This window comes from Methylobacterium goesingense (assembly GCF_022179225.1).
GTDB lineage: Bacteria > Pseudomonadota > Alphaproteobacteria > Rhizobiales > Beijerinckiaceae > Methylobacterium > Methylobacterium goesingense.
In genome coordinates this window covers 24981-45658 of sequence record NZ_BPQL01000069.1, presented here as the reverse complement: position 1 = coordinate 45658, position 20678 = coordinate 24981, and the positions used below count along the sequence as shown (strand labels likewise).

The 20678-nt window shown below is 71.6% G+C and carries 21 protein-coding genes; 1 reads left to right on the top strand and 20 read right to left on the bottom strand.

All coding sequences use genetic code 11. The annotated features are described in order from the left end of the window. Positions 1-39: 39 nt before the first annotated feature. The 17 genes from MFF30_RS13530 to flgB form a co-directional block, all read right to left on the bottom strand. The gene (locus tag MFF30_RS13530) at positions 40-663 is read right to left on the bottom strand and encodes a transglycosylase SLT domain-containing protein (protein WP_238279943.1); all 624 of its coding nucleotides are present in this window, start codon (positions 661-663) and stop codon (positions 40-42) included. Further along, complete coding sequence (fliK, locus tag MFF30_RS13525) at positions 617-3616, bottom strand: flagellar hook-length control protein FliK (RefSeq protein WP_238279942.1); 3000 nt, start codon at positions 3614-3616, stop codon at positions 617-619. The genes MFF30_RS13530 and fliK overlap by 47 nt, the downstream gene beginning before the upstream one ends. Beyond that, positions 3613-4839: a MotC family chemotaxis protein gene (locus MFF30_RS13520; protein ID WP_238279941.1), complete on the bottom strand. Its 1227-nt coding sequence runs from the start codon at positions 4837-4839 to the stop codon at positions 3613-3615. The genes fliK and MFF30_RS13520 overlap by 4 nt, the downstream gene beginning before the upstream one ends. Then, entirely contained in the window at positions 4839-6164 is a 1326-nt protein-coding gene (locus tag MFF30_RS13515) for a MotB family protein (RefSeq protein ID WP_238279940.1), read from the bottom strand. The genes MFF30_RS13520 and MFF30_RS13515 overlap by 1 nt, the downstream gene beginning before the upstream one ends. Before the next feature lie 3 nt (positions 6165-6167). Further along, complete coding sequence (locus tag MFF30_RS13510) at positions 6168-6863, bottom strand: hypothetical protein (RefSeq protein WP_238279939.1); 696 nt, start codon at positions 6861-6863, stop codon at positions 6168-6170. Beyond that, the gene (gene fliF / locus MFF30_RS13505) at positions 6863-8566 is read right to left on the bottom strand and encodes a flagellar basal-body MS-ring/collar protein FliF (RefSeq protein ID WP_238279938.1); all 1704 of its coding nucleotides are present in this window, start codon (positions 8564-8566) and stop codon (positions 6863-6865) included. The genes MFF30_RS13510 and fliF overlap by 1 nt, the downstream gene beginning before the upstream one ends. Before the next feature lie 92 nt (positions 8567-8658). Further along, entirely contained in the window at positions 8659-9378 is a 720-nt protein-coding gene (locus MFF30_RS13500) for a nucleoside deaminase (protein WP_238279937.1), read from the bottom strand. A gap of 187 nt (positions 9379-9565) precedes the next feature. Then, positions 9566-10330, bottom strand: a complete 765-nt coding sequence (gene fliP, locus MFF30_RS13495; RefSeq protein ID WP_238279996.1) for a flagellar type III secretion system pore protein FliP — start codon at positions 10328-10330, stop codon at positions 9566-9568. Positions 10331-10340: 10 nt separating this feature from the next. After that, entirely contained in the window at positions 10341-10832 is a 492-nt protein-coding gene (locus MFF30_RS13490; protein WP_238279936.1) for a flagellar basal body-associated FliL family protein, read from the bottom strand. A 23-nt stretch (positions 10833-10855) separates the two neighbouring features. Next, positions 10856-11572, bottom strand: a complete 717-nt coding sequence (flgH, locus tag MFF30_RS13485; protein ID WP_238279935.1) for a flagellar basal body L-ring protein FlgH — start codon at positions 11570-11572, stop codon at positions 10856-10858. Continuing rightward, a complete protein-coding gene (locus MFF30_RS26200; protein WP_238279934.1) occupies positions 11572-12537 on the bottom strand; it encodes a MotE family protein in 966 nt (321 codons plus the stop codon). Before MFF30_RS26200 ends, flgH begins: the two co-directional genes overlap by 1 nt. Beyond that, positions 12534-13637: a flagellar basal body P-ring protein FlgI gene (gene flgI, locus MFF30_RS13475; RefSeq protein WP_238279933.1), complete on the bottom strand. Its 1104-nt coding sequence runs from the start codon at positions 13635-13637 to the stop codon at positions 12534-12536. The genes MFF30_RS26200 and flgI overlap by 4 nt, the downstream gene beginning before the upstream one ends. After that, complete coding sequence (gene flgA, locus MFF30_RS13470; protein WP_238279932.1) at positions 13637-14110, bottom strand: flagellar basal body P-ring formation chaperone FlgA; 474 nt, start codon at positions 14108-14110, stop codon at positions 13637-13639. Before flgA ends, flgI begins: the two co-directional genes overlap by 1 nt. A gap of 132 nt (positions 14111-14242) precedes the next feature. Beyond that, the gene (gene flgG / locus MFF30_RS13465) at positions 14243-15031 is read right to left on the bottom strand and encodes a flagellar basal-body rod protein FlgG (protein WP_238279931.1); all 789 of its coding nucleotides are present in this window, start codon (positions 15029-15031) and stop codon (positions 14243-14245) included. Positions 15032-15108: 77 nt separating this feature from the next. Further along, the gene (fliE, locus tag MFF30_RS13460) at positions 15109-15447 is read right to left on the bottom strand and encodes a flagellar hook-basal body complex protein FliE (RefSeq protein ID WP_238279930.1); all 339 of its coding nucleotides are present in this window, start codon (positions 15445-15447) and stop codon (positions 15109-15111) included. A gap of 9 nt (positions 15448-15456) precedes the next feature. Then, positions 15457-15873: a flagellar basal body rod protein FlgC gene (gene flgC, locus MFF30_RS13455; RefSeq protein WP_238279929.1), complete on the bottom strand. Its 417-nt coding sequence runs from the start codon at positions 15871-15873 to the stop codon at positions 15457-15459. Continuing rightward, positions 15873-16259, bottom strand: coding sequence for a flagellar basal body rod protein FlgB (flgB, locus tag MFF30_RS13450; RefSeq protein WP_238279928.1), 387 nt, complete (start codon positions 16257-16259; stop codon positions 15873-15875). Before flgB ends, flgC begins: the two co-directional genes overlap by 1 nt. Before the next feature lie 224 nt (positions 16260-16483). On the opposite strand from flgB, the gene MFF30_RS13445 reads away from it, so the two are divergent. After that, positions 16484-19225 carry a heparinase II/III domain-containing protein gene (locus tag MFF30_RS13445; protein ID WP_238279995.1) on the top strand — a complete coding sequence of 914 codons (2742 nt, stop codon included), beginning with the start codon at positions 16484-16486 and terminating at the stop codon, positions 19223-19225. Between the two features lie 87 nt (positions 19226-19312). Here MFF30_RS13445 and MFF30_RS13440 read toward each other — a convergent pair whose 3' ends face one another. Genes MFF30_RS13440 through MFF30_RS13430 form a run of 3 tightly spaced genes read right to left on the bottom strand, consistent with a single transcriptional unit; the run spans position 19313 to position 20584 of the window. Continuing rightward, the gene (locus tag MFF30_RS13440; protein WP_238279927.1) at positions 19313-19759 is read right to left on the bottom strand and encodes a hypothetical protein; all 447 of its coding nucleotides are present in this window, start codon (positions 19757-19759) and stop codon (positions 19313-19315) included. A gap of 15 nt (positions 19760-19774) precedes the next feature. Then, positions 19775-20104 (bottom strand): flagellar protein FlgN, encoded by a 330-nt coding sequence (locus MFF30_RS13435; protein ID WP_238279926.1) that lies wholly within the window; start codon positions 20102-20104, stop codon positions 19775-19777. A 9-nt stretch (positions 20105-20113) separates the two neighbouring features. Beyond that, entirely contained in the window at positions 20114-20584 is a 471-nt protein-coding gene (locus MFF30_RS13430; protein WP_238279925.1) for a rod-binding protein, read from the bottom strand. Positions 20585-20678 lie beyond the last annotated feature (94 nt).

Sequence of the window (20678 nt, the reverse complement as noted above, 5' to 3'; positions counted from 1 at the left end):
TGCTGATACGTCATCCGCTTTGATCAAGCGGATGACGTATCACTGGCAGAAACTGCGTGCCCCCGGCGTCCAGGCGCCGAAGCCCGAGGCGACCATGTTGGTGATCACCCGGCAGACATAGAGCTTCTGCGCCGGATTGTTGTTCGGGCCCGCGTGGTAGCGCGCCACGGCCAGGGTCCAGCTTCCCTCGCGGGCCTTGAGCTGCTTCAGAAAGAGGGTCGCGTATTCCACGTTCTGGCGCGGATCGATCATCGCCTCCAGGCTCGCGAACTTCTCGCGGTGGTAGTGATGATTGATCTGCATGCAACCCAGATCGACGAGCTTGATCCCGCTCGCCCGTGCCTGGGCGAGTTGGCCCACCACGTCGGATGCGCTGGTCCCGAAATACGCCCGGCCCTGGATGTTCATGGCGTAGGGCTGCAGGGAGCCGCGCTTGCCGCTCTCGGTCAGCCCGACCGCGTAGAGCACGCCCAGCGGCACCCCGTGCCGAGCCGAGGCGCCCGCCATCTCACGCTCGCAGATGTTGGCCGATGCGGGCAGCGCCGCCGCCTTCACGGCGGCCGGGGATGCGGCGGGCGCCGGCGGCGCGCTGTTGGCGCGGGCCGGCTCGGCGAGGCTACAGGTAAACGCCGCTGCGGTCAGGGCTGCTCGGAACGCTCTCATGGTTTCGCTCGCTGGTCTCGGGAGCCGCCACGCGGCCATCGGGCTGGCGCCGGTCCGACTGGCCCGGCGTGGCGTGATCCGGGTTCGCGCCGGCATCGGCCTGCGTCTGGAAGGCCTGTCCCTCGCCCGGCGTGGGTCCGTTGGGCGATGAGCCGCCGCTGATCGTTACGCGCTCGGGCTGGTAGCCGCCCTGGCGCAGGAGATCGGCGAGGACCTCGCCCCCTTCCCGCAGGAGGGTCGCGGTCTCCTCGCGGGCGGCATGCAGGTTCATCTCGATCTGACCGTCGCGCAGGCGCATCCGCACGAGGACGATCCCGAGATCGGCGGGATGAAGCTGGAGGGTGAGGAGCCGCAGCGGCCCCTCGATCCCCGAGGCCCCCGGAACCGCACCGAAGGATGCGCGCGGCATCTGCCCCAGGATCGCGGCCGCGACTTGCTGTGCCGGCGGGGCGGAGGCGGCCTGCGCCGGCGCTCCGGCGAGGATCTGCCCCATCAGTGGGGCCGACGACGCGCCCACAGCGGGCTGCCCCCCCGGGCCCGTGGCCGAAGGACTGGGCGATGCCGGTTCGCCGAGCGGCGGTGTCTCGCTCCCCTGGGACCGCCTCGCCTCGGCGCGTTGCGGGCCGGCCTCGGAATCGCGGGGCGAAGGCGGTGACACCGGCATGGCGGAGTCCGTGCGCGCTACACCGTCACGAGCCACCGATTCCGGCGGCAAGCCCTGAGTCTCAGCGCGCGCGGCCGGCTGCACGAGCCCGGCCTGCGGACCGGCCGGGCCCGGTGTCTGGTCCTCGACGGAGACGGCACCGCGCGTGGGATCGACGGGCGGCCCCGCCGGCAGGGTGGCGGCCTCCCGCGCCGGATTCGGCTGCGGAGGGAGGTCCCGAGCGGCATCGGACAGGAGCGCGGCAAGGGGAGGGCCGCCGAGGGTGGCCGCGACCGGCGTCGCGACGGACGGCGTCGCGACGCTCTCGGCCCGAGGCCCGATCAAGGCCGCTTGGGCCTCGCGCCCGGGCGGCATGTGGGCCGGCGGCTCCGCCTCGATCGCGGCCACGCCGAGATCCGCAGTCAGGGCCGGCCTCGGCGTCGCCGCGTCCTGTGCGGTTGCAGCGCTTGGGCCGGCGGCTGATAGGGCCGGGGCTTGGCGCATCGCAGGGTCGACGCGCTCGCCCGGCTGCAGAGGCGGCGCGGGCGCGCGTGGGATCGACGGAACGACGGTGGAAGGAAGCGCGGGCTCTGGCCTGATCGGCAGGTCCTGGCCGGAAGCGGGTTCCTGGGGTGGAACGGGGTTTTGGCCGGTCGGCGATCCGAGATCGACCGGCGCCGGTGCGCCTTCGGGGATCGGGCGCTGAAAAACGCGCACCGCCTGATCGGATGAGGTCATCGCGCCGAGTCCCGGAGCTGGCGCATCCGGAACAGAAGGCTCGGCCGAATCCGGCTGTGAGGGAGCGACGGCCGAAGCCGCGACACCGGCCATTGTGCCGGCGGGCAGCACCGGGACCGGTGCCGCGTTCGCGATCGGGGCCGGCCTGGGGAGCGTGGGCGAGGACGCCTCGGGGTCGGGCGCCGGACCGGCAGCGGCCGAAGTATCGAGCGACCTCGGGGCGGGGTCCGCGTCGGGCATCGGTGCCTCACCCGAGAGCCGGACAGGTCGTGCGGGCGCGTCGGCCGGCGGAGCCGTGGCGGGAGGGGGTACCTGGACCACCGGCGCATCGGAGGCCGGCATGCGATCCGCCGGAGCTACCGCCGGCGGTGCCGCGGCCGGCTGGCGGATGGCGGAACGGAGGTCCTCCTCGCCGAACCCGGGAAGCGGCGCGGCATCCGCCTCGGCCTGCGTCACCGCCAGCGGGAGGGCTGGAGCGCGCGGGTCGGCCGGCTCGTGGCCCGGCGACGCAGCGGCCAATGGCGACGCGGTGGGGAGATCCGGGACGGGATCAGGAGCGACCGGCGCCGGGATCGGCGCGCCCAGCCCGACCTCCGACAGGATGGGCGACGTCCCGCGCACGGATTGCAACGGCGCGGTGGTCGGAGGCGCGGTGGTCTGAGGCGCGGACATCGCGATGGCCGGCTGGGGCGCCCCGGCAGCCTGCGAGGCCGGGGCGGGAACAGCCGTGCCGACGCGGAGGCTTTCATCCGCGGGAGGCACACCGGCAGGCCGGGCCGGCGTCAGGGCTTTATCGCCGGACGGCGGCACGACGTTCGCGATCTGGGGCGCCGATACGCCCGGCGCAGGGGCTGTGGGAGCGGGTACCGCAGCAGGTCCCGGAGGCGCCGCCGCCATGGGCGCGAGGGTGGGCAGCACACCGGCATCCGGTGACGCGTCCACGGCCGCGAGGGGCGGGCCGAGCGGAGCCGGCCGTCCCACGGAGACGGTTGCGGACGAACCGGCCAGGAGGCGCGGGAGCACCGGGGCGAAATGGGTCTCCCGGCGCAGGATGGTCGCGCGGGTCCGCGCCTCGGGGGCCGGGGCGGATGCGCCGGCCTGGACAGGGACATCGTCCGCGCCATTGCCCGGCAGGATTGCGAGGTCGGCCGGGTCCACCGGCCCGGCGGCCTGCGGAGGGGCGGATGCCAGCGCAGCCAGGGCCATGTGCGGGTCCGTGTTCGGCACGGCAGCCGGCATGGCGCGGGCGACGAGCACATCCAGCGCATCACGGGCAGGCATGGGCGCGGGCCCCGTCCCGAGGGGCAGCGCGGCGTTGAACGCAGCCAGGAGGTCGAGCGGTTTTGCGGGTTCGGCCGTCGCGCCGGGCGCCGAGCCGTGGGCCTCGTCCTCCGCCGGAGGGCCGTCCGGTTCGGCGGGCTTGTCCTCCGGCGCGGCCGTCCCCTTCAGGGCGCCGAGCAGCGCGACGAAGGCGGTGCCGGTCGCATCCGGCGCATCGGCGCCCGCGTTGCGGGTGCCGGCCGCATCCACAGGCGCGCGGGGGGTGGGATGAGTGATGCCGAGGGCGTTCAACGCTGGCTCCTGCGCATGATCTCGTCGATCCGACCGATCGCACCCTCGGCGCGGGCGATGGCGGGCGCCACGGGAAGCACCCGCGGGCCCGTGGGGGTTGCGTCGGCGGACGCCGAAGGCGCCGCCGCCGACCGGATCTCGCGGGCGGTGGAGAGGGCCGCGTCGAGGAGATCGCGGTCGCCCGGCTCCAGCCGCGCGCGGTCGATCGCCCGCAGGGTGTCGAGGCATTCCTCGAAGCGCCCCTCCACCACGATGAGGGCCGCCGCCCGGTAGAGGCCGGCGCGCAGCGCGTCCTGGGAGCCGGGCTCCGCGAGGGTGACGCCGCGCTCGGCGGCGAACACCGCCGTGGCGGACTTGCCCTGGTCGACGGCGGCCCGCGCGACGAGGAGATAAAGCTCGCGCCGGCCCTCGACCTCGACCTCGTCGAGCATGGCCTGCAACCGGGCGAAGCGCGCCTCGCCGCCGGTGAAGTCGAGGCGGGTCAGCGCTCCGGCGAAGCGCTGGCGGAAATTGCCGGCATAGACCGAGTGGCGGAAGCGACGCAGGTACTGAACCGCCAGGGCCTCGAACTTGGCGAGGTCGCCGGCCTGGGCGAGCACGAAGATCTCCCGGCGCAGGGCCCCCTCCTCCACCAGGGTGCCGGGCGCCAGCAGCCGGGCGAGGTCGAGGAGGCGGATCGACTGGGTCGGGTCATCGCGCACGACCAGGGCCGATTGCGCCATGGCCAGCTGTGCCCCGAGGCTCACCGGCACCGAGAGCGGATCGATCTTCACGAGCAACGCGCGGGCTTCCTTCTCGCGCCCCTCGAGGTACGCGAGCGCGCCGAAGACCAGGGAGGTGTCGGACTCGGTGACCTTGCCCGAGGCGACGAGGTGGCGCAGCAGCGTTGGGCCGCCGCCGCTGAGGGCGAAGGTGACGGCTGCGCGCAGGTTCACGGTCTCCGCCCATACCTCGGGCTCCAGGGCGATCATGCGCGCTTCGGCATGCGCCAGCAGGGCGCGCTGGCCGTGATGCGCCTGGGCGGAACCGAGGGCGACCTGGTCCTGCAGCAATTGCAGGGTGCGCACGAGTTCCACCGGAACGGTGTAGGGCTTGACCGGCAGGGGCTCGATGGGGGCGGCGGGCGCCTCGCCATGGCCGCCGCCGCCATGCGAATCCGCGGCCTGCACGGGCCCGGCGAGGAGCACCGCCGCCCACAGCCCCGCGACGAGGGCGCGCGTCATCACTCGGGCCGTCCCCGCAGCAGGATCTCGATGCGGCGGTTCTCGGCGGCCTTCGGATCGGCCGGGTTGCGCGGCTGGCGGTCGGCGTAGCCCTCGATGCGCTCCAGGCGGGCATCCGCGACGCCGCCGCGCACGAGCATGTAGGAGGCCATCTGGGCGCGGGCCGAGGACAGGCGCCAGTTGTCATAGGTCTCCGACCGGAAGGGCCGCGCGTCGGTGTGGCCGCGCACGATGATGCGGCCGGGCCGATCCTTGAGGATGCGGGCGACCTGTTCCAGGGCACGCACCACCTTGGCCTGGGGCTCGGCCGAGCCGACGCCGAACATGCTGAAGTTCACCTCGTCGGTCAGGCTGATGAGGATGCCCTCGCCGGTGCGCCGCACCTCGGCGCGCGGCGCGGGTGCGCCCTGCGCCGGCAGCACCCGGGCGATCTCGGCCTTGATCTCGGCCATCGCGGCATTCTCGGCCGCGTCGGCGGCCTGCTTCGCCTCGAGCGCCGACCGCTCCTGGGCGGCCTTCGCTTCGGCGGCAGCGCCTTCCACGGGCCGGACCTCGGATCCCTTGGGCGTGGCGGGGCCGGCCGGCGCGGCGGGTTTCGGCGTCAGCTTCGGGGCCAGAAGTTTCGGGTCGATCTCGTCGGCCACGGCCGAGGCCACCTTGATCGTCGCCGGCTTCGCGGGCAAGGCCGCGCGGACATCGGGGCGGACCTCCTGCGGCAGGGGCGTGACCGTGCCGGTGACGCCGGCCTGCTCGGTGCGCGTCTTGGCCAGGGGCGCGACCTGCCAGTAGAGCGGATCGAAGGGATCGCGCGCGGCCTCGCCGCCCTTGATGCCGGGCTCGCCCGATTCCGTCACCACCGCGTCGGCGGAGGCGACCTCCGGACCCGGCTCGGCCTCGGCCGCGAGCTTGGCCAGCACCGCGTAGGGGTCCTGGAACAGGGCCGCCTCGCGGGCGCGGCTGCCGGGCGGCCCGGAGGCCCCCTTCCCCTCGGATTTGCTGTCTCCCTTGCCCTCGCCGGCGCCCTCGCCCTTGCCGGCCTCGGGCTTGCCCTCCTCGGGCGTCGTCTCGCCGGGCTTGTTCTGCGGGTCGCGCAGGCCCTTGCGGTCGAAGGTGACGTCGGCGAGCTTCACCGGGTTGAAGTATTCGGCGATGGCCGTCTTCGTCTCCTTGGTGGTGGAGCCGATCAGCCACAGCACCAGGAACAGCGCCATCATCGCGGTCATGAAGTCGGCGAGCGCGATCTTCCAGGCGCCGCCGTGGTGACCGTCCTCGTGGTCGCCGTGGCGCTTGATGATGATGATCTCGTGGTGGGACTCGTCCGCCATGGCTCAGGCTCCCCGGACCGCGTCCGTCATCAGGCGGCCCCAGGCGCCGAGCTGGGTCTCGATCACGGTCTGGTCGGCCTGGGCCGTCACTTCCGCGGTGTCGGCGACGACGAGGTCCAGCGAGGCCTCGAAGGGTCCGAGCTTGCCCGCCACCGCCTCGAGGAGGTCGGCCGGGCCGCTCACCCGCACGGGGGCGCGGGCGTCGCCCAGGATCCGGGCGAGGCTCCGGGCGAGTTCGTCGACGGCCTGCCGCCGCAGGGCCTCGGTCAGGACCGGCACGAGGAGGTGCCCGACCCGGTCGGTCAGCCCGGCCCCGAGGGCCTGGAGCGCGTCGGCGAAGCCCGACGCGAGACGGTCTCCCTCGTCCACGCACCAGGCCTGGCGCATCTCGGCGAGGCGCGCATCGTAATCGGCCTGCATGCAGGCGAGCACCGAGGCGGTCTCGGCCGCGGCCTCGGCCCGGCCGAGTTCGCGCCCGCGCTCCAGGCCCCGCGCCTCGGCGGAACGGAGCTGGGCCTCGCGGTCCTCAGGGGTCTCGGGCGGAGCGGCAGGCTTGCGCAGGAGGGCGGCGAGCCCCTCCGCCGCGCGCGACGCCGGCCGGGCGGCCGGGGCGAAGGCGCCCCCCCCGGTGGCGGGCGGGCGCGCCGGCGCCACGTCGCCGGAGAAGTCGGGCAGGAACCGAGCGATCGCGGCGGCCATCACGCGGCCTCACGCAGGAGCCAGCGCTTCAGGATCTCGGCGGCCTGGGCCTCGTCGGTCTCGATCATCTGTTCGAGCCTCTTCTGCGGCGAACGGTTCAGCTTATCGGTCAGGTCCTCGATCATGCTGGCGACCGGGTTCTGGCCGGGCGCCGCGAGGCTCGGCATGGCGCCGCCCGCCAGGGCGTCCTGTGCCCCAGCGCCGGGGCCGGCGAGCGCGGCGTTGGGCGCGCCCGCGGCCAGGGCTTGCGCCTCCGCCGCGGCGGCCAGCGCCCGCGCCTCCTCCTGCTGCGCGGCCGGGATCTCCAGGATGGCCCGCATGGCCGGGCGCAGGCCGAACCAGATCAGCAGGCCCGCGACGAGCAGGATGGTGCCCGCATTAATGAGGGTGGCCGACTGGCGCATCAGCACCTCGGTGAGGCTCAGCGGGGCCACCGGCTCCAGGGGCTGGCCATCGTTGACGAAGCCCACGGCGGCGACCTTCACGTTGTCGCCGCGCTCCTTGTTGAAGCCCGCGGCCGAGCCGACGAGCTGCTCGATCTCGGCGACCTGGGCATCGATGCCGGCCTTGCCGGCCTCGGGCCCGGCCAGGGACGCGAGGCGGGCGCGGTTGACGAGGACCGCCACCGAGATCTGCCGGATGTTGTAGCCGTCGCTGACCGTCTGGATGGTCTTGGAGGAGATCTCGTAGTTGGTCAGATCCTCCCGCTTCTGCGTCTCGTTGCTGGCCGAGTCGTTGCCGTCCGAGCGCGCGCGCGGCTCGGGCAGGTTCGTCTGCGCCGACGTCGGGCGTTGCGCCGCGCTGCGGTTCTGCGAGGTCTCGGTCTCGCGCACGGCACGAGTGGAGCGCTCGACGCGCTGGTCGGGGTTGAAGATCGTCTCGTTCTGCACCGTCTTGTCGGTGTTCAGGCGCGCCGCGACGCTGACCTCGAAGTTGCCGACGCCGAGATAGGGGGTCAGGGTCCGGCGGATGTTGTCCTGAACCTCGTGGCCGATGGTCTTCTCCAGCGTCGCCATCTTGCCGGTGGGCACCGCGCTGGCTTCGTCACCGGAGAGCAGGAGCGACCCGTCCGAGCCGATCACGGTGACGCGGTCGGGCTTCATGCCGGGCACAGCCGAGGCGACGAGGTGGCGGATCGACTGGGCGCCGCTGGCGTCGTCGGCGGGCTCGGTGCGCACAACCACGGAGGCGGACGGGGGCTGCTGGTCGCGGCGGAACGAGCCGCGGTCGGGCAGCACGATGTGGACGCGGGCGGCCTTGACGCCCTTCATGCCCTGGATGGTGCGGGCGATCTCGCCCTCGAGGGCACGCACCCGGGTCACCTCCTGCATGAACGAGGTCATGCCGAGGGAACCGAGGTCGTTGAACAGCTCGTAGCCGGACTTGGCGCTCTGCGGCAGGCCCTTCTCGGCCAGCAGCATGCGGGCGTTGGCGGTGTGGCCGTAGGCGACGAGCACGGCCGCGCCATCGGCACTCACGTCGAACGGAATGTTGGCGTCCTTCAGCACGCTGCCGATGCGCCCGACATCCTCGCGGCTGAGGCCCGTGTAGAGCGGCTCCTGGGCCGGGCGGCTGAGATAGTAGGCGCCGAGGCCCACGGCGAGGAAAACGACGACGCCGATCAGCGACAGAGCGGCGATGCGCCGGCCGCCGAGCGCGAGGATGTTGTTCCAGAGCCGTTCGGCGTGCTGAAGACCGGACATTCGGTGGGCTGCTCCGCTTCGGGTCCGCGACCCGATACGGTCCTCTCGCCCGTCAGCCTTGCGCGGAGATTGCGCCGCCCATCGAAGGGCGATCAGTAGGGGTGGCGGTCCTTCTTGTTCATCCAGGCCTCGTAGGCCTTCAGCCCAGTCTCGCGCTCGAAGTTCTCGCTGACCCGGATGCGCCGCTGGTCCCAGGGCTTGGCGAAATCTTCGTACTGGAAGGCGTCGTCGAAGCCGATTTGGCTCGTGTCCTTCAGGCTGGCGGCGAAGTAGACGTGGTCGATGCGTGACCAGTAGATGGCGCTCATGCACATCGGGCACGGCGCGCCGTTGATGTAGATCTCGCAGCCCTTCAGCATCTTGGCCCGCTCGGCTACCGGATCCGGGGAGCCGGGCTCACGCGGGATCATCTCCAGGATCGTGCCGGCGCCGTACTCGCTGCCGAGCAAGGCCTTCGGGTTCAGCCGGGCGGAGGCATCCATGATGGCGGTGATCTCCGCATGGAAGACCGGAATGCCGGTGAGCAGGACGCGGTTCTGCCCACGCCCGATGATCTCCCCGTCCTTGACGATCACGGCTCCGAACGGCCCGCCCCACCCCTTCTCGACGGATTCGATCGCGAGCCGGGTCGCCTCCTCCATGAACGCCTTCTTGCCGGGCGAAACCGGAGCCGCCTGCGCGACGGCGCCGGGCGCCATGGCCAGGGACATCCCGACGCCGACGGCGCTCGCCAGAAAGGCGCGCCGGCCGAGATCACCCGGTGTCGTGCAGTCGCCGGAATGCTCGGTCGAACAGGAACAAGACTGAAACATCGAATAACCCCGAAGCTTTACCGCACGAATGCACGATACATGACCCGGTCGATCCGAAGAGCGAAAAATATCGGCTCTACTCTGTAATAAATAACATCATTTCCATCTCGTTACACGAATGGATTGGACCCTGCAGCATGACGATGGCAGGCCGTTCAGCATGAAAAGAAAGCCGACATCCTCAGAGTCAGAAGAACGACCTTACCAATCCCCCCACCAGCATGTTCCAGCCGTCGATGAGGATGAAGAACAGCACCTTGAACGGCAGCGAAATCACGGTGGGCGGCAGCATCATCATGCCCATCGACATGATGACCGTGGAGACGATCATGTCGATGACGAGGAAGGGCAGCGCGATCAGGAAGCCGATCTCGAAGCCGCGTCGCAATTCCGAGATCATGAAGGCCGGGATCAGGATGCGCAGGTCGATCTTCTCGCCGCCCTCGGCTTTCGGAATGTTGCGGCTGGCCAGATCCGTGAAGGTCTGCAGATCCTTGGGGCGCACGTGCTGCACCATGAACTCGCGGAACGGCTCGACGAGCTTGGGGATCGCCTCCTCCTCCGAGATGCGGTTCTCGGTGAGCGGCTTCAGGCCCTCGTTGTAGGCGCGGTCGAAGGTCGGGGCCATGACGTAGAACGTCATGAACAGCGACAGGCTGACGAGGAAGATGTTGGCCGGCGTGCTCTGGAGGCCGAGACCCGAGCGCAGGAACGAGAACGCGATGGCAAAGCGCGTGAAGCTCGTCACCATCACGAGGAGGCCCGGGGCCAAGGACAGTACGGTCAGCAGGGCCACGAGTTGCAGGATGCGCCCGCTGGCCGCGCCGTTGCCGGCCGGCAGCAGCGCGTCGAGGGCAGGCAGTCCCGTGGCGGATTGCGCGGCGGCCGGGCCGGCGAAGACGAGGCCGGCGAGGACGAGGCCGGCGGTGGCGAGCCTGGGGAGGGTCGGCATCGTCATGGGGCTACTGCACCACCAGCATCTCGACGATCAGCTCGCGCACCTGCCCCTTGGTGCGCAGGGCGACCCGCTCGTTGAGGTCCTCGCGCAGGTGCTGGAGGCCGCTGGCGCCCTCGATCTGCCGCAGGGTGACGGTGCGCAGGTAGGCCAGGATGTCGGCGCGGATCTCGGCGAGGGCCACGTCGGGGTTCGGCACGGCGCCGGCCGTGAACACAACGGAGGATTCGAGACGGACCCAGGCGTCCCGCGTGTCGGCGAGGTTGGTCACCACCGAGCCGACGCTGCGCAACGCGAGGTCGCCGGTGTATTTCAACACCTTCACCGCCTTGTCCTCCTCGTCCTTCTTCTTGACGTCCACCGCCTTCTCGACGGTGGAGAGCAGATAGAGGCCGAGGCCGCCGCCGGTGCCGATGGCGACGAGGCTGGTGAGCGCGAGCGCCGCGATCCAGCCCTTGCCACCCTTCTTCGGCTCGCTCGTGTCGGTCTTGGCCGCCATGGGTCGCGTCCTGCCTGCGGGTGCTAGAAGGGCGCCAGGGTCTCGAAGACCTGCTGGCCGAGGGTGGGCGCCTGCACGTCCGTGATGCGCCCGCGCCCGCCGTAGGAGATGCGCGCCTCGGCGATCTTGTCGTAGTCGATGGTGTTCTTGCGTGAGATGTCGCGCGGCCGGACGATGCCCGCGACGGTCAGCACGCGGACCTCGTTGTTCACCCGCACCTCCTGCGAGCCGCTGATGACGACGTTGCCGTTGGGCATCTGCTCGGTGACGATGGCGGCGACCTGCAGGCGCAGCACCTCGGAGCGGTCGATGTTGCCCGCGCCCTTCGTCTCGGTGCCCGAGCGGATGCCCGCATCGGCGGTGGCGGAATCCTTCAGACCGGAGACGCCGTAGCCGAAGTCGAAGCCGAGACTCGATTTCTGGCTGCGCGAGCGGTCGCTCGAATTACCGAACTGCGCCTTGTCGTCGATGAGGATCGAGACCGTGATCACGTCGCCCACGTTGCGGGCGCGCGGGTCCTGGAACATCTCGGCGCTGCCCGGTGCCCAGGTCGAGTGATAGCTGCGCGGCCCCAGGGCGCCGTAGGCGGTCGGCAGGGCCTCGCGCGGCGGCTGCAGGCCGGTGCCGATCGGGGTCAGCAGCGGGGGCTGGCCCATCCGGTCGAGGGAGGAATTGCAGGCGGCCAGGGACGGCGCGACGAGTGCCGCGAGAAGGCCGGCCCGGAGGGTCTTGAGGGACATCAGGATTTCTCGCTCTCGCGGGCCTTTTTGCCCAGCTCGGTCATCATGCGGGCCAGCTGCGCGGCGCGCGCGGCCTCCATCTCGCTCAGGATCGCGCTGGCGGTGCGGGCATTGAGCTTGGTCAGGATCGCGGCGGCCGATTCGTCGGGCATGTTGGCGAGTTGCAGTGCCGCCGCGTCCGCCCGCATCTTGGTGTAGATCGCCACCACCCCCTCGTCGGCCTTGGCCAGGAAGGCGTTGCGGCGGGCGAGCCAGCTCTCGTACTCGGCCCGCTTGGCCTCGAGCTTGGCGATGCGCTCCTCGACCTGGCGTTCCAGGATCGCGAGCTGCTCCTTCTGCCAGGCGAAGCGCGCATCGGCGGCGGCATCCGCGATGCTGGCGCAGTAGGCGGGAGGCTTTACCGCAGGCTTGACCGGCTCGGGGGCCGGCTCCGGCAGCCGGACCTCGGCCACCTGAACCGTCTCGATGGGTTTCGTCGCCTCGGCCCGGGGCTCGATCGCACCCGTGGTTTCGGGGGCCTTGGTGTCCACGAGCTTGACCGCGACGGACAGCTTCGGTGCCGGCGGCTTCGGCGCGGAGTTCTTGGGAAGCGAACCGGGATTCATTCCTGACACGGTCGCCTTGCCCGACACGGTCGGCTTGCCCGGCACGGTCGACGTGCCCGACACAGGCGGCTGGCTCGAAACGGTCGGCTTGCCCGGAGCGACGGGCTCGCTCGGATCGATGAAGCGGCTCGCGACGATCGCCTTGCCCGGAATGCTCGGCTTGCCCGTATCCGAGAGCCCCTCCCCCTCGAAGGCGCGCGCCGGGCCGAACCCGAGCGAGGCGCCCACCAGAACCGCGAGGAACAGGAGGACCCGCAGCGCCATCAGGGCAAGCGCGCGCATGGGATGCGCCGGCGCCGGAAGCCCGACGATCAACCGGGCCGGATCGAAGTGCCGACTGAAGTCGTTCGCCTGCCTCATTGCACCACGAGCTCCGCCTGAAGCGCGCCCGAGGTCTTGACCGCCTGCAGGATCGCGATGATGTCGCTGGGCTTGAGGCCGACATTGTTGAGGCCGCGCACCAGGGTCTGGAGGTCGGAGCCGCCGATGATCGCCATGCGGCCCGACTGCTCGTTGATCGCCACTTCGGTGCGCGGCACCACCGCGGTCTGACCGTTGGAGAACGGGGCGGGCTGCGAGACCTCGGGGGCCTCCGTCACCCGCACGGTGAGGTTGCCGTGGGTGACCGCCACCGTAGAGATCTGGACGTTGCGGCCGATCACGACCGTGCCGGTGCGCTGATCGACGACCACGCGGGCCGGCGTGTCGGGATTGACGGTGAGGTCGCCGATCTCGGCCACGAACCGGGTCTGGGCGATGTTGCTCGGCCGCATCAGCGCGATGGCGCGCTGGTCGCGCGGGGCGGCCACCCGGCGGCCGAAGCGGGCCAGCGCATAGGCGTTGATGGCATCCGCCACCATGGTGGCGGTCTTGAAGTCCGGGTTCTTCAACTCGAAGACCAGTTCGGGCAGGTCGCGGAAGGTGCCCGGGACCTCGCGCTCGATCAGGGCGCCGTTGGGAATGCGCCCGGCGGTGGGCACGCCCTGGGTGATGCTCTCGGCCTGGCCGGAGACGACGAAGCCCGAGACCGCCAGCGGCCCCTGCGCGGCGGCGTAGGTCAGGCCGTCGCCGCCCATCAGGGGCGTCATCAGCAGGGTGCCGCCCTTCAGCGAGGTGGCGTCGCCCAGCGAGGTGACGGTGACGTCGATGCGCGTGCCGGTCCCGGTATAGGGCGGCAGGTCGGCGGTCACCATCACGGCGGCGACGTTGCGGGTGCGCAGGCGGGCGTCGCGCACGTTGATGCCCATGCGGTCGAGCATCGATTGCAGGGACTGCTCGGTGAACTGCGCATTGCGCAGGGTGTCGCCGGAGCCCTGGAGGCCGGTGACGAGGCCGTAGCCCACGAGCTGGTTGTCGCGCACGCCCTTCAGGGTGGCGATGTCCTTGATCCGCGTGCCGGCCAGCGCGGGCGTCGGGAGCGCGAGGAGGAGCGCCGCGAGGATCGCCAGGATGCGGCGCATCAGCGGTCCCCGGTCCGGATTCGGCCGTCCGCCATGACGGTGCCCAGCACGATGCGGTTGGTGTCCGTGTTGCGCACGCGGATCACGTCGCCGAGGCCGCCGTTCTGGAGGGGCGCGCCGACGGCGGTGATGAGCAGGCCCTGCTCCTCGAACACGATCTGCGTCGGGGTGCCCCGGCTGACGAGGCGCGGGTCGTCGATGGCGTTGACCGGCACCGGCTCGCCCGGCAGCAGCATCCGGCGCGCGACCCGGCCCGTGATGGCGAGGGGCGCATCGATGACGGCGGTGCGCGCCTTGAAGGTCTCCGGATAGGCCTGCATCCGCAGCATCGATTCCCGGATGGTGTCGCCGGGATAGATCGTCACCGTCGGCACGGGCAGAGAGATGTCGCCGGCCGTCGCCGGAGCGGCTGCGAGCGCGAGGCCGACGGCCAGGACCGCGACGGGCAGGCGGGTGAAGGTGGGAAGACCCATGGGGTGTGGTCGCGCCCTTGAAGGAAGCCCGGACGGGCGACCGCCGGCTCCGGCGGGAGGCGTGGGCCTCCCGTCGCCACCGCGCGGATGTGGGATTCGGATCGGTTTGGGACAGGCGTCTACGGGGTGGGCTTACCGGATCCCCTTGGAGACCGTGCCCGCCATCTCGTCGGCGGCCTGGATCACCTTCGAGTTCATCTCGAAGGCGCGCTGGGCCGTGATCATGTTGGTGATCTCCTTGACGGGATCGACGTTCGAGCTTTCCAGGTAACCCTGCTGCAGCTTGCCGAAGCTCGGGTCGCCGGGCACGCCGGTGACGGGCGCGCCCGACGCGGCGGTCTCGCGGTAGAGGCCGTTGCCCAACGGCTCCAGGCCGGAATCGTTGGCGAAGTTGGCGAGCGTGATCTGGCCGAGGTTCTGCGCCTGGACCTGACCGTCGATCTTGGCGAAGACCTGACCCGACTGGTTGATCACCACGTCGACGGCGCCGTTGGGAATGAGGATCGCCGGGTCGAGGGCGTAGCCCTCCAGGGTCACGATCTGGCCGGTGTTGTTGCGGTTGAACGAGCCGGCGCGGGTGTAGTTGATCTCGCCGTTCGGGTTGGTGATCTGGAAGTAGCCCCGGCCGTTCACCGCCACGTCGAGCTGGTTCGAGGTGTTGGCCAGCGGTCCCTGGCGGTGCAGGTTGCGGATGGCGGCGGTGCGCACGCCGAGGCCGAGCATCGCGCCCTCGGGCACCGGCTCCTGGCCGGCCTGGTTCGGCACGCCCTGCTGGCGTTCGGCCTGGTAGAGCAGGTCGGTGAATTCGGCCCGCGCGCCCTTGAACCCGGTGGTGTTCAGGTTGGCGATGTTGTTGGCGATGACCTCGAGGTTCATCTGCTGGGCGTTCATGCCCGTAGCCGCGATGGCGAGCGCTCTCATGTCTTCACGGTTCCGTCGTGGCGATGCGGCGAGGACGTTGGGTCATCAGATCGGCAGATGGTCAGATCGGCAAATGGTTAGATCGGCATGCGGCTGAGTTCGAGATAGGCGGCGACCACCTTGTCCCGGACCGCGATGGCGGTCTGCAGGCTCTGCTCGGCATCCATCACGGCCTCGACCACCTGCTGCGTGGTGGCCTTGCCCTGAATGCCCGAGATGGCGGTGGCCTCGCCGGTGCGCAGGGAGGTGCGCAGGCCGGTGGCGAGCTGGGCCATGACGTCGCCGAAATCGGTGCCGCCGGTGCTCGCTGCCGGCATCACCGGGAAGCTCGCCCGCGCCAGGGGTGCGGCGGCCTCGGTGCGGGTGATGCCGGCGGCCCGGTCGAAGGCGGCGAGCGAGGTGAGGGCTTCGATCATCGGACGGGCTCAGGTTCGCAGGAGGTCGATGACGCTGGCGACCATGGCGCGAGCCTGTTTGATCACCTGCACGTTGGCTTCAAAGGACCGGTTGGCCTCGCGGATGTCGGCCATTTCCATGAGCACGTTGACGTTGGGCATCTTCACGTTGCCCTCCGCGTCGGCCGCCGGGTTGCCGGGGTCGCGCTCGATCCGGAACGGCGCATCGTCGGTGCCGATCTTCTGGAGCGCCACGGAGGTGCCGCCGGCGGCACGGTCCATCGCGGCCCGGAACGTCACGGTCTTGCGGGCGTAGGGATCGGCGCCCGGCCCGTCGCCCACCGACTGGGCGTTGGCGACGTTCTCGGCGGCGATGCGCAGGCGCAGGGACTGCGCCTCCAGGCCGGCGCTGGCGAGCCGCGTCGAGGCGCTGAGCGGATCGATCATCAGCTGCCCCTCACCGCGGCCTTGAGCATCCGGTCGAAGACCTTCGTGATGCCCATGTTGAGATTGTGCTGACGGCTGACCTCGCCCGCCTTGAGCATCTCCTGCTCCAGGCTGACGGAACTCGACGTGGACAGCGCGTCCCAGGCCTGCGAGGCCGAGATCGGCTTCGTCGGGATGCGCCCCTCGCCGGACGTGACATGGGCGCTCTCCGTCATGGACATGCCCATGGTGCTCGTGCGCGCCATCACCTCGGAGAACGGCACCACGTCGCGCGCCTTGTAGTCGGGCGTGTTGGCGTTCGCGACGTTGCTGGCGATGGTCGCCTGGCGCACCGCGAGGTAGCGGGCCTGCTGCGAGGCCAGGTCGAAGAGGTAGACGCCTGTCACGGTCGACTCCGGTCCCGATCAATCATGACCGATCCCTAGGCAGCCAATCTTGCCCCAGGCTGGCGCGGCTTGACGGCGCCCGTCGAACCCCGTCAGTACCATGTCGGTACCGGACCCGCGTCGAACGGTCGGATCGTCTCAGAAACGTCGCAGATCAAGACCACGGCCGCCCAGCGCACGATGTCCGCTTCCCCGTTCCGCATCCGAACCGGCCCTTGAGCACGGTGCAGGCGACCCTTCCGGGGTTACGAATCCTGGCGCCCGGGCCCGCCCGCCACGCCGCCGGCGCCGGCGTCGGCCCCGGCGCGAGCGAACACCTCGTCCCGGCCAAGAACCGCTGGTCGCGGGTGGTGCTGCCCTTCGCCGGCCTCCTGCCGGAGGCGTGGTGCACCCTCACCTTCCGGCTCGCCTGGGACGCGGCGGAAACGGCCGGGGCCACCCTCGACTTCGCCCTGGCGGGCATCGATTTTCTGACCGAGGACGGGTCGAGCCTCGATTTCGACCACGTGCCGGGCCTCGACCGGACGCTTCTCGATCCGCACGGCGCCTGGATCGCCGGCCCCGGTTACCTGCCGGCCGAGGCGCAGGGCGTACGCATCGGGCTCGTCCGCGTCGCATTCCGCGTGCCGGCGCCCGCCTGCCGGCTCACCGTGACGATCCGCTCCTGGCGCAACAGCGAGACCTTCGCGGTCTCCGAGGCGACCCTGCGGCAGGGGCCGGCGGAGGCGCCCTCCCCCGCCCTGCTCCCGCGCACCCGCCACCGGCTCGGACCCGAGCCGGCCTGGAGCGAGCATGCCCTGGTGCCGGGCTGCAGGCTCGTCCTGCGCGGACAGCTCCACGTCGCGGCGCCCACGACTCGCGGGGCGCTCGCCCGCATCGTTTATCGGGACCACCAGGGCGCGGTCCTGCCACCACCCTATCCGGGCACGATCTCGGTGCCGGGGCTGGACGCGCTCATCGACCTGCCCGCCCAGCAGCAGACGCGGCGCTTCACCCTCGAACTCGAGCCGCCGCAGGACGCGGCCCGGGTGGCGGTCGGCTTCGCGACCTGGACGGCGGACGGCCGGGAATCGAAGCCTTCGGAAGCGGAACTCTTGAGTCCGCCCGAAATCGCCCTCGAGGACCGGATGCGGCTCCAGAGCCTGTGCGGCGACGACCTCCTCGAGGCCGCGGACTTCCTCGCTCGCCTCGGCGAGCGCCTCGGGCTGGCCGGCGGCACCTTCGTGGGCTGGTGCCCGCAGCCCGAGGCCGTCGCGGCGATTCCGGCGGTCCTGGCGCGGGCCCGGGCCATCCAGCGGGGGGACGGCCCCCCGGCGGCGGGCATCGACCGGACCCTGCGCCTCGGCCCGGCCCCGGCCTGGACCCTGCCGGACGCCCCGGACTGGACCGAGGACCCGTTCCGCTCGGTGCCCTGGCGGCTCGAATACCAATCGCTCGCCTGGCTGGGCGCCCTGGCGGAAGCACCGGGCGGGGCCCCCGCCGCCGTGAGCCTCGCCCTGTCCTGGTCGCGGGGGAATCCCTGGGGCGCCCCGGCGGACGGCCTCGCCCTGCATCCGGCGGCACTCGCGGCGCGCGCCGAGACTCTCGTGCGGCTGCTGGTCCGGGTGGGCAGGCCCGGCGGACCGGCTTCCCTGACGCTCACCGGCGAGGCGGTCCGCCACGGCTTCGCCCTCGCGGAGATCGTCGGGCAGAACACCTTCGGGCGCTCGATCCATCAAATCCAGGCGGCGGCCAGCCTGATGTGCGTGGCCCGCGCCCTGCCGCTGCTGCCGCTCTCGCCGCACTGGTCGTGCCTGGCGACGGGCGCCCTTGAGGCCGGCATCGCGGCCCTCGTCGACGAGGCCGGGCGGTTCTCGGACCCGTCCCTGCACCAGCGCCTCGAACTCCTGACGCTGCTGCGCGCCCTCGACGTCGGCCTCACCGGGGACGACACCCGGGATGGCCTGCGATCCAGCCTTGCGCGGATCCTGGCAGCGGCACTCCCGGCCGTCGCGGGCATGCTGGACCCCGGCGGCCGGCTGCCGCCCTTCGGCGACACGCCCCAGGGCCAGGATGCGGCCGGCTGGATCGGCCGCCTCGGCACGGGCGCCGGCCGGGCCCTGGTGATCGAGCGCCGATCGGACCGGGCCCGGCTCCGGCATGCGCATCCGGACCGGCACGACGCGCCGGCGGGTCCCCCTACCGGGCGGGTCGACCCGGCATCCGGCATGGTCGCCCTGCGGCACGACGGGCCGGGGCGTGGCTGGGGCCATTTCGCCTGCACCTTCGCGAGCCAGGGCGCCGGCCACCGCGATGGCGGCTCCTTCGTCTATGCCTGCGACGGCGTGCGCTGGATCGTAGAGGCGGGCGGCTCGAGCCTGGTCGAGACCGGGGCGGCGCGCCACCACGTCCTCTCGGAGGCGGGCCACAACGTGGCGGTGCCGGAGGGGCGCGCGGCCAGCGCCGGCCTCGCCCGCTACCTCGGGGCGGAGCGCCTGGAGGGGGCCACGCTGCACCGGCTCGCCACGCAGGTGCACGGGCCGGATCTCGCGCATCGCCGGGTCTTCCTCGTGCTCGACGACCTCTCGGGCCTCGTCGTCCTCGATCGCTTCGCGGTGGAGGCGGGCCCGGTCGCCTTCGAGGGAATCGTCCACCTCGCGCCCGAGATCCTGGTGGGCCTCGCCGGCCCGCGCCGGGCGATGGCGCAGGCGGGCCGGGCCCGTCTCGCGCTCTCGGCGCTGGTGCTCGACGGACGCGGTGCAGGCCTGACGATCCATAACGGCTGCAACGCGCATCCGGGCGCCCTGCGCGGCTTCATCGCGGCGGCGTCGGGCGGCCTCCAGCCTACGAGTGCGCTGCGCTACGCCGTCGCCGGAACGGGGGTGGCCTGCGGCGGCCTCGCTCTCGCGGCGGATGCCGAGGCCGACCGGCGGCTGACGGCGCTCCTGGCGGGGGATGCGGTCGCGCGCGCCCTGGCGGAGGCGTGAGCGCCCTTCGCCGAGGCGGCCACCGACGCGGCGAGGATCAGGATGCGGGACACGGACCCCGAGCGGCGTCGCGCCCCGTGACGGGGCTCAGGATCGAACTTCGCGCTTGGCGACGAAGTTGAACTCCTCGACCAGCACGTCCTTCACCACGTCCGAGCCCAGGCGGACATTGACCTGTTTGCGGATCTCGGCGAGGCGCTGGGTGACGTTGTAGCGGGACAGGCGTTTGAAATCGATCGCCGGGTCCGTGTAGATCTGCCGAAAGGTTTCGTCGACCACGAAAGCGTTGGGCGGCACCGAGAGCGTGTGCATCAGCCGCGCATCGGCGGTGAAGATCAGCACGGCTACGATGTAACCCTGCACCTTGCCGTCGACCACCATCGGAACGTTGATGGGTGGCAGCTTCTGGTACTGCAGGCCTTCAAGGTAGGGTTCGGCCTTCTTGGCGAACAGCCCCTCCCCCCAGGTCACCGCCCCGTAACAGGACAGGATGGTGAGGCCGCAGATCCAGAGGCCGGTGACGAGGATGCGCATGGCTGGCGTTCGATCTCAGCGCCGGACGTGACCGGAATAGGTGCCGTCGGATTCCGCGTCGCGCAGGGAATCCGCGACGATGCCGGAGATCTCCTCAACGGCGCGCAGATGCAGGCCGACGGTGGCCTGGTTGCGCTCCAGCACACCGCGCAGGCGCAGGAGCTGGTCGATCACGGGGGCGTCGAGCTGGTCGGGATCGAGGCCCCGCGTCAGGCGGGTGAGCTCGAGCAGGCTCTGGCTTTTCCGCCGGTTCACAGCCTCCTGGTCGATCGGGCGGTGGGCCATCAGCGCCTCGGTCTCCGCCGCCACCGTGTCTTCGAGCCGCTTCAGGGATGCGATCAGCATGGGGCGCCTTCAGATGTCCGAGGTCTTGGAGGCCGGTGCGGGGGCGGGCGTGTTCAGGGGGCGGGCCGCCTCCAGCAGCCGGGCGATGCCGAGGCCGCCCGCCTTGGCGACCTGGGTGCCGACCTGATCGGCCAGCATCGATTTCCAGATGCCCCCGGCATTGCCCTTGCCGAACACCGCGTTGGACTTGGCCGGCATCATCGTCTCGACGAACTGGCGCAGGACGAAGGCCTCGAACTGCTTGTAGGGATCGCCCGCCTTGCCGGCGCCGGAGACCGCGTTGTCGGTCTGGAGCGCCGTGAGGGTGCCGCGGGCATCGAGCGGCATGTGCACGGAGGTGCCGGCCATGCGGTATGCGTCGCCGAAGGCCGCCGGGTCGGTCCCGGGCGCCGACAGCTTGGCGGTGGCTTCCTGCACGCGGCCCGGATCGGCGGCGCGGGCGACATCGAGGACGATGTCGGTGGGGGGCGAGATGCTCATGCGGGTCGTCTCTTGCGGGTCGTCTCTTGCGGGTCGTCTCGTGCAGATCTTCTGTTGGCGGACGCCGCGATTCGGATTCGAGAGCGCCGATGGT

What these genes read in the sequence shown, in the direction of transcription:
- MFF30_RS13530 (WP_238279943.1), bottom strand. Translation starts at nt 663, where the DNA reads ATGAGAGCGTTCCGAGCAGCCCTGACCGCAGCGGCGTTTACCTGTAGC.
- MFF30_RS13520 (WP_238279941.1), bottom strand. Translation starts at nt 4,839, where the DNA reads ATGACGCGCGCCCTCGTCGCGGGGCTGTGGGCGGCGGTGCTCCTCGCC.
- MFF30_RS13515 (WP_238279940.1), bottom strand. Translation starts at nt 6,164, where the DNA reads ATGGCGGACGAGTCCCACCACGAGATCATCATCATCAAGCGCCACGGC.
- MFF30_RS13510 (WP_238279939.1), bottom strand. Translation starts at nt 6,863, where the DNA reads ATGGCCGCCGCGATCGCTCGGTTCCTGCCCGACTTCTCCGGCGACGTG.
- fliF (WP_238279938.1), bottom strand. Translation starts at nt 8,566, where the DNA reads ATGTCCGGTCTTCAGCACGCCGAACGGCTCTGGAACAACATCCTCGCG.
- MFF30_RS13500 (WP_238279937.1), bottom strand. Translation starts at nt 9,378, where the DNA reads ATGTTTCAGTCTTGTTCCTGTTCGACCGAGCATTCCGGCGACTGCACG.
- fliP (WP_238279996.1), bottom strand. Translation starts at nt 10,330, where the DNA reads ATGCCGACCCTCCCCAGGCTCGCCACCGCCGGCCTCGTCCTCGCCGGC.
- MFF30_RS13490 (WP_238279936.1), bottom strand. Translation starts at nt 10,832, where the DNA reads ATGGCGGCCAAGACCGACACGAGCGAGCCGAAGAAGGGTGGCAAGGGC.
- flgH (WP_238279935.1), bottom strand. Translation starts at nt 11,572, where the DNA reads ATGTCCCTCAAGACCCTCCGGGCCGGCCTTCTCGCGGCACTCGTCGCG.
- MFF30_RS26200 (WP_238279934.1), bottom strand. Translation starts at nt 12,537, where the DNA reads ATGAGGCAGGCGAACGACTTCAGTCGGCACTTCGATCCGGCCCGGTTG.
- flgI (WP_238279933.1), bottom strand. Translation starts at nt 13,637, where the DNA reads ATGCGCCGCATCCTGGCGATCCTCGCGGCGCTCCTCCTCGCGCTCCCG.
- flgA (WP_238279932.1), bottom strand. Translation starts at nt 14,110, where the DNA reads ATGGGTCTTCCCACCTTCACCCGCCTGCCCGTCGCGGTCCTGGCCGTC.
- flgG (WP_238279931.1), bottom strand. Translation starts at nt 15,031, where the DNA reads ATGAGAGCGCTCGCCATCGCGGCTACGGGCATGAACGCCCAGCAGATG.
- fliE (WP_238279930.1), bottom strand. Translation starts at nt 15,447, where the DNA reads ATGATCGAAGCCCTCACCTCGCTCGCCGCCTTCGACCGGGCCGCCGGC.
- flgC (WP_238279929.1), bottom strand. Translation starts at nt 15,873, where the DNA reads ATGATCGATCCGCTCAGCGCCTCGACGCGGCTCGCCAGCGCCGGCCTG.
- MFF30_RS13440 (WP_238279927.1), bottom strand. Translation starts at nt 19,759, where the DNA reads ATGCGCATCCTCGTCACCGGCCTCTGGATCTGCGGCCTCACCATCCTG.
- MFF30_RS13435 (WP_238279926.1), bottom strand. Translation starts at nt 20,104, where the DNA reads ATGCTGATCGCATCCCTGAAGCGGCTCGAAGACACGGTGGCGGCGGAG.
- MFF30_RS13430 (WP_238279925.1), bottom strand. Translation starts at nt 20,584, where the DNA reads ATGAGCATCTCGCCCCCCACCGACATCGTCCTCGATGTCGCCCGCGCC.